Below are 286 nucleotides of genomic sequence, written 5' to 3' on the forward strand. Positions count from 1 at the left end.
GTAAAATAGAGGTAGCTGTTGCTGAAGTTGAGGTCAAGACGCTTATTGCACAGCCTGCTGATGTTTCTGGCCCCAGCGAGGGGGCGATGGCGAACCCCAAGGGGAAGGAAGGCCCAAATCGATGCACCAGTTGTAGGAAGAGGGTCGGGCTTACCGGATTCAACTGCCGATGTGGGAACTTGTACTGCGTGCTGCACCGCTATTCCGACAAGCATGACTGCAAGTTTGACTATCGGACTGCGGCTAGGGATGCCATTGCCAAGGCCAATCCAGTGGTGAAGGCGGC

At 55.6% G+C, this 286-nt stretch carries 1 protein-coding gene; it reads left to right on the plus strand.

What is annotated here, in order from left to right:
- Nucleotides 1–86 precede the first annotated feature (86 nt).
- On the plus strand, nt 87–286 hold a 200-nt coding region (locus tag KJY73_RS22120; protein ID WP_408611413.1), incomplete at its 3' end, for an AN1-type zinc finger protein.

This window comes from Bowmanella yangjiangensis (assembly GCF_018531185.1).
GTDB lineage: Bacteria > Pseudomonadota > Gammaproteobacteria > Enterobacterales > Alteromonadaceae > Bowmanella > Bowmanella yangjiangensis.